Source organism: uncultured Lactobacillus sp. (assembly GCF_944327175.1).
GTDB lineage: Bacteria > Bacillota > Bacilli > Lactobacillales > Lactobacillaceae > Lactobacillus.
The window spans coordinates 1-5,479 of sequence record NZ_CALVGT010000060.1 but is presented as its reverse complement, the minus strand read 5'-3'; the positions used below and the strand labels follow the sequence as shown (position 1 = coordinate 5,479).

The 5,479-nt window shown below is 47.5% G+C and carries 5 protein-coding genes; 1 reads left to right on the top strand and 4 read right to left on the bottom strand.

The window, feature by feature from the left end:
* The 3 genes from Q0J41_RS08295 to Q0J41_RS08285 form a co-directional block, all read right to left on the bottom strand.
* The coding region (locus Q0J41_RS08295) for an LD-carboxypeptidase (RefSeq protein ID WP_366937252.1) at positions 1–581 on the bottom strand (581 nt) is incomplete at its 3' end.
* 44 nt (positions 582–625) lie between these two features.
* Complete coding sequence (locus tag Q0J41_RS08290) at positions 626–2,050, bottom strand: RsmB/NOP family class I SAM-dependent RNA methyltransferase (protein ID WP_296228358.1); 1,425 nt, start codon at positions 2,048–2,050, stop codon at positions 626–628.
* Entirely contained in the window at positions 2,043–3,017 is a 975-nt protein-coding gene (locus Q0J41_RS08285; protein WP_296228355.1) for a hypothetical protein, read from the bottom strand. Before Q0J41_RS08285 ends, Q0J41_RS08290 begins: the two co-directional genes overlap by 8 nt.
* A gap of 133 nt (positions 3,018–3,150) precedes the next feature.
* Here Q0J41_RS08285 and Q0J41_RS08280 point away from each other — a divergent pair, with 133 nt between their 5' ends.
* Positions 3,151–4,338 carry a transposase gene (locus Q0J41_RS08280; protein ID WP_296228353.1) on the top strand — a complete coding sequence of 396 codons (1,188 nt, stop codon included), beginning with the start codon at positions 3,151–3,153 and terminating at the stop codon, positions 4,336–4,338.
* 169 nt (positions 4,339–4,507) lie between these two features.
* On the opposite strand, the gene Q0J41_RS08275 is transcribed toward Q0J41_RS08280, so the two are convergent.
* On the bottom strand, positions 4,508–5,248 hold the full coding sequence (locus Q0J41_RS08275) for an SAM-dependent methyltransferase (protein ID WP_296228352.1): 741 nt from the start codon (positions 5,246–5,248) through the stop codon (positions 4,508–4,510).
* Positions 5,249–5,479 lie beyond the last annotated feature (231 nt).

The window sequence follows — 5,479 nt, the reverse complement described above, 5'->3', positions numbered from 1 at the left end:
AGCAGCAAGATACTACCAGTAAAATCGGGCCAGTAAGGCGTCCCCGCCAGTTTCAACAGGCAGCGGAGGTTGCCCCCGTAGACTGGACCGGCCATTTCACTTCCCCGGACAAAAGCTACTTCTAGCTCATCTAGTTCTTTTGTTTGATCCTTACCTGCCAGCAAACGGTCAAAATAGCCGCTTTTCAGTAAATCCTTGTTGACCAGGCAGTTGCGCAGCTGGAAGTTGACTGCCTGGTTGCCGTTTTTGGCTAAGGCCGTCAAGATCGTGGTCAAGTCGCTGTAGCCGTAAAAGACCGCCTGGCTGTCCTTGATCGTATCCAGATCCAAGTGTCCTAAAACCGTATTGGCCAAGTCCCCGCCAGAGATGTCAAAAATATGCCCCATCTCTGGATCTAAGAAGAAACTTTCCAGTTCCCTGGCCCGCTTTTCTCCCCGGCCGATTAAAGTGTCATCTGTCAAGTATTCACTGACTTCGACTTCCAGTCCCCGGTCTTCCAAGATCTTTACCAGCTGGTCAACAACTGGCCGATATGCATCTTTTAAAGGATTTGAACATCCGACCAAGGCTGCCTTCATTATCTTATCTCCTTTTCACATAAGCAAAATTATGTAAAGCTAGTCTTCTATTGCCGCAAGCCCTTAGGATAATAGTTCTTCAGCTGTCCCTTGCCAGATAACTTCCCAAAGCTGAAAATCATCCCCCGGCAGGAAACCAAGACAAAGCCCTTCAAGCTGCTATTTACTTGCAAGCTTTCCCCGTGCAGGTAGTGGTCATACTCTTCTTCAGTTAGGTCAACCACTCTTTCTTGGTCAACTTGCCCTAAAACTTCCGCCAGCTGGTGGCTTGGCTCAAAGCGCTTCTTCTTCAAGATGCCCAGTTCCAGGCCGTTGTTTAAGACCTTGATCCCCTTTAATTGATCAGGTTCAAGGGCCGGGACAAAGACGTGATCCTGGCTCTTCAGCATCTGGCTTGGCCAGGAGGCTAAGCTTTCCGGCCAGTTAAAGCCGGCAATGGCTTCACTGATATAGCCGGACTCTTCCTTGCTTGGCCGCTCCAAGGAGCTTTTATTCCCTTTATTCTTGCCTTTGCCCTTTTTCCTCTTTTCCTTGTTTTTTCTGACAGGAGCAAAAACTTCTCCTGCTTCAACTGCAAAGCTTTCTTCGCCAGCTGCCTTTTGCAGGCTGGCCACGAACTGTCCTTCACCAACTCCGTCTTGCGGCCAAAAACGGGCGCAATTTGCTAAACTAGCATCCCCATTGCCCCATTCCGGCCGGCCAGCTGCGGCTTTATCAGCCTTTATCGGTAAAAGTTTAAAGCCGTATTCATCCAGCAGCCAGCTGACGATTTCCTCGTCTTCTTCTGGTGAAAAGGTGCAGGTCGAATAGAGCAAATACCCGCCCGGCTTCAGCATCTTGACTGCTTCCGTCAAGATTTCCCTTTGCCGGTCTGCGCAGAGGTCAACATTCTCCTGGCTCCAGTACTTAATGGCGTCCTCGCTCTTTCTGAACATCCCTTCTCCGCTACATGGCGCGTCGACTAAGATCGCGTCAAAAAATCCCGGGAAACGGGCGCTTAAGGCAAAAGAATCACAGTTGGTAACGACAGCGTTTGCTACGCCCCACCGCTCCAGGTTTTCCCGTAAAATTTTGGCCCGGGAAGGCGAAATTTCATTAGCTACTAGCAGCCCTTGACCTTCTAGCTTCTGGGCTAAAGCCGTGCTTTTCCCGCCCGGTGCCGCGCACAAGTCTAAAACCTTGTCGCCGGGTTTAACTGGGATTGCCTGGGCCGGGAACATGGCTGCCGGATCTTGCGAGTAAACCAGGCCAGCCGTCCATTCCGGGTCCTTGCCAGAGACTTCACCGTAATAAGCGTTAGGGATGCCAGGCACCGCCTCTTCTCGCGGATATGCGACCGCTCCCTTTTTTAACGTGTTGATCCGGTAGGCCTTCTTACTTGGCTCTGTTAAAGACTCAAGCAGCTTGCCGGCTTCTTCCTGGCCAAGCAGACCCGTAAATTTCTCCTTAAACTGGTCTGGGATTTCAATCATCCGCTTGTTTCCCCTTTCTGTACATATAAACCATCATTCCAACATATACTGCCAGTTCAGCCACGACTGTCCCTAGCAAAAGCAAAGCTAAAATGCTCCGGTTGCCATAGTAAGCCTTCCACACCAAGAGGAAGTAGGAAGCAAAGGCTTCCAGGACCATAAAGACAATAAAACGCCCGCTCCGGTTCAAGAGGAGGTTGGACAAAAGGTCTCCTTTGACATGGCTCATATTGGCTTCTTTCCAAGTCAGCCAGGCAATAAGCCCCATCAAAAGGACCCCCACGCCCAGCAAGAAGAGGATTAAGAGGGCTTCTGGCATGAGAAGCGTCAATCTTCTTTGCCGGCCCCGCTTAACGAAGTCCGGCCAGTAGGTCTCACTCTTCAAGTGGCTGGCAATTTTGCCAATCGTCTGGCTGCTGGCGTCAACGTACAAGGTAAAGTGGTTTATCCGGCTCTGTCCGGTCTCCTGCTTTATACCAGTCGTCAGGTAGTAGGCCTTACTGGACTGGTATGGCACAGCTTTAAGGCTGCCAACGACGGAATAATACTGGCCGTTGGCGATCAAGTAGGTATTGCCCTGGGTCTTGATCTGCGAAGCCGCTGAAGATGGAGAGACCGCCGCGATGGTGACCTGCCCTTTAAAATCATCTTCACTGAAAAAGCGGCCGCTGGAAACAGGGAAATAGTTGAGGTCCCGGTTTTGTGACCAGACCAGGACCTGGTTCTTGTCTTCCTTGCTCTTGAACTGTATCTGGATGCTTTCCTTCGGGAAGTCCTGTTTGATCCATTTAAGGAAGGAGGTAATAGTCATGGTCTTCTTCGGCTTGACGATCCGGGCCTTCATGCTCATCCCCTGCGCCTGCAGAATTTGGTCAGCCAGCTGGGACTGCATGTTGGAGCAGACGATACCGATCATGATGAAGAGGAAAAAGGTGGACAAAATAACAAACAGTTTGTGCCTTTTCATTGATTGTTTGGCGTGCGGAAACCTTCGATTTAAATCGAGGGAGGAGCACGCCTTTCTCCTTTCTATAATGCTTTAGCTTTTACTTTCAATAGGAAACATAATACAATCAAACTGTTGAAAGGAGGCCGAATAAATGGAAATTTCTCTAACTATTAAAGCTCACATTTACCCTAGTCAAAGCGAAGCTGAATCGCTTAAGAAAACGATGGAAGCTTACAGACAAGGTTGTAATTATGCGTCGCAGTATGTTTTTAACAACAATTTTGAACTTGGTCAATCGAAGCTTAACAAAGCTTTGTATCACGACTTGCGTGATACCTTCGACTTGAAGTCTCAAATGGCTCAATCTGTTTTACGGACTGTAATTGCTCGTTATAAGACTGTTGCCACACAGCTAAGTCAAAAGCCGTACAAATGCCTAGGCTATAAAATCAAGCGCGACTTAACTTGGCTGTGGAAACCTGTTACTTTTTCTAGACCGCAGTTTGACTTGGTCAGAAATCGTGACTGGTCGTTTAAAAACGACAATCAAGTCAGCCTTAATACGCTTGATGGCCGGATTATTTGTCAAATCTCAATGTCAGGCTTTGAAAAATATCAAGATTGGCAATTTGGCGGCGCTAGGGTTTTGAAATCCGGTAAGCAATGGTATCTCCATATTTCCGCAAGCCGGGAAATTGACGATTACGATATTAATCAAACTCGACACGTAATTGGAATCGACCGTGGTTTAAGACAAATCGTTACCTGCTATGATGAAAAAGGCAAAACCTTATTCAAAAACGGAAAGCAGATTGCTAAAAAACGCAACCATTACAAGCAGTTAAGACGTCACTTACAGCTGACTAATACCAAATCTTCTAAAATACGAATCCGCAAAATCGGTCAGCGAGAGAACCGCTGGATGAGCGATTATAATCATTGTTTGTCTAAGACACTCGTTGAAAAATACGGAACTGATTCGTTGTTTGTTTTGGAAGATCTAACTGACGTAACCTTTAATACCGTTAATAATCGCAAGCGTGAAGACCGATATGAGCATTGCTCCTGGTCTTTCTACGACCTTGAACAGAAATTGACTTACAAGGCTCACCTCAATCACAGTGAAGTGATTAAAGTTGACGCTTACTGTACTAGTCAGCGCTGTCCAAAATGCGGACGTATTAACAAGGAAAACCGTAAGCACAATCTACATTTATACATTTGCGATAAATGCGGATACAAGTCAAATGACGACCGCATCGGCGCAATGAATATCCAAAATCTTGGAACAATGTACGTTAGCGGTAATTATAAGCCAACATATCAAAAATCAGTCTAGTGTATAAATTATGCTAGACCGCCGTACCTATCAACGTGCGGAAACGTCTTTTGACGTTTGAGAAGCAACAGCGTAAAAGGTTTTTAGCCTTTGGTTGTGGGAGAGTCTTTACTCACTTGTACCACAGTTAGCTAGTTGCAAACCTGGGAATTTATTCCCAGGTAGTTGATCAGCTCACCTCAATAAACTTTTCCTTGATAAAGTCGTAGGACTTAAAGCTGCGGTTGATCTTTCTCAGTTCGCTTGATTTGGCGAAATGCTTTCTAGTCCAGAATTCAGGGGAATTGGTCACCCCTTTTTCCCCGATGAAAAAGAGACGGGCAGCTGGAGCGTAGTGCTGCTTGGCAGCGATCAGTTCCAAATCCGCCTTGCCGAAATTCGGCGCCCAGGAGCAGAGAATCATGTCGCATGTCGCGTACTTCATGACTGCCTGGTCAGCTGGCAGGTTTTCAACTGGGTAAAAGGGCTTCTTCCCGGTCTTTGAGCTCTTGGACCATTCTAAAGAATCCGTGGCCCAGACTTGAATCCCGGCCTCGCTCAAGGCCTTAGACCAGTAGGCATTGCCAGCCATAACTTCCAGGGCTGTCTCAATCCCTAATTCGTTTTTAAAAAGCTGGGCCGTCTCCATGTTTGGCAGCGACCAGATCCCATATTCCAGGGACAGGTATTGGCGGACATTGTTCAGCAGGTTGTTTAAAGCCCGCAGGTCCTTGATCTGGCTGTCGGGCAGCTCCCAGGTCAGCTCGGCAAAACGGTCATCACTGATGCCTAAGCCGTCTGGAGCGAACAGCAGCATCCGCTGGCTGGATACGCACTCATCGATCATTTTGATCTCTTGCACTTGCCGGTCCAATTCCGGATCAGCAAATTCTTTGGCTAAGGCAGAAATTTTATCAATAAATTGTGTCATATGCATTCCTCACCAGTTGATTTTATCATTTACCGGCAATTTGAGGTAGCCTGGACGATTGCAAAAAAATGACCTGGCTTCTTCTGCCAGGTCTCTACCAATCAAGTCAACCAACCTCGGACTGAAGTCCGGGGCTTGCAAGTCGAGAAATGCCAAAATGCATTCCAGCTCACACTAGTCAGATAGAGATGATTTGCGGGTGCAGGGATCATCCAATTACCAAACTTATAT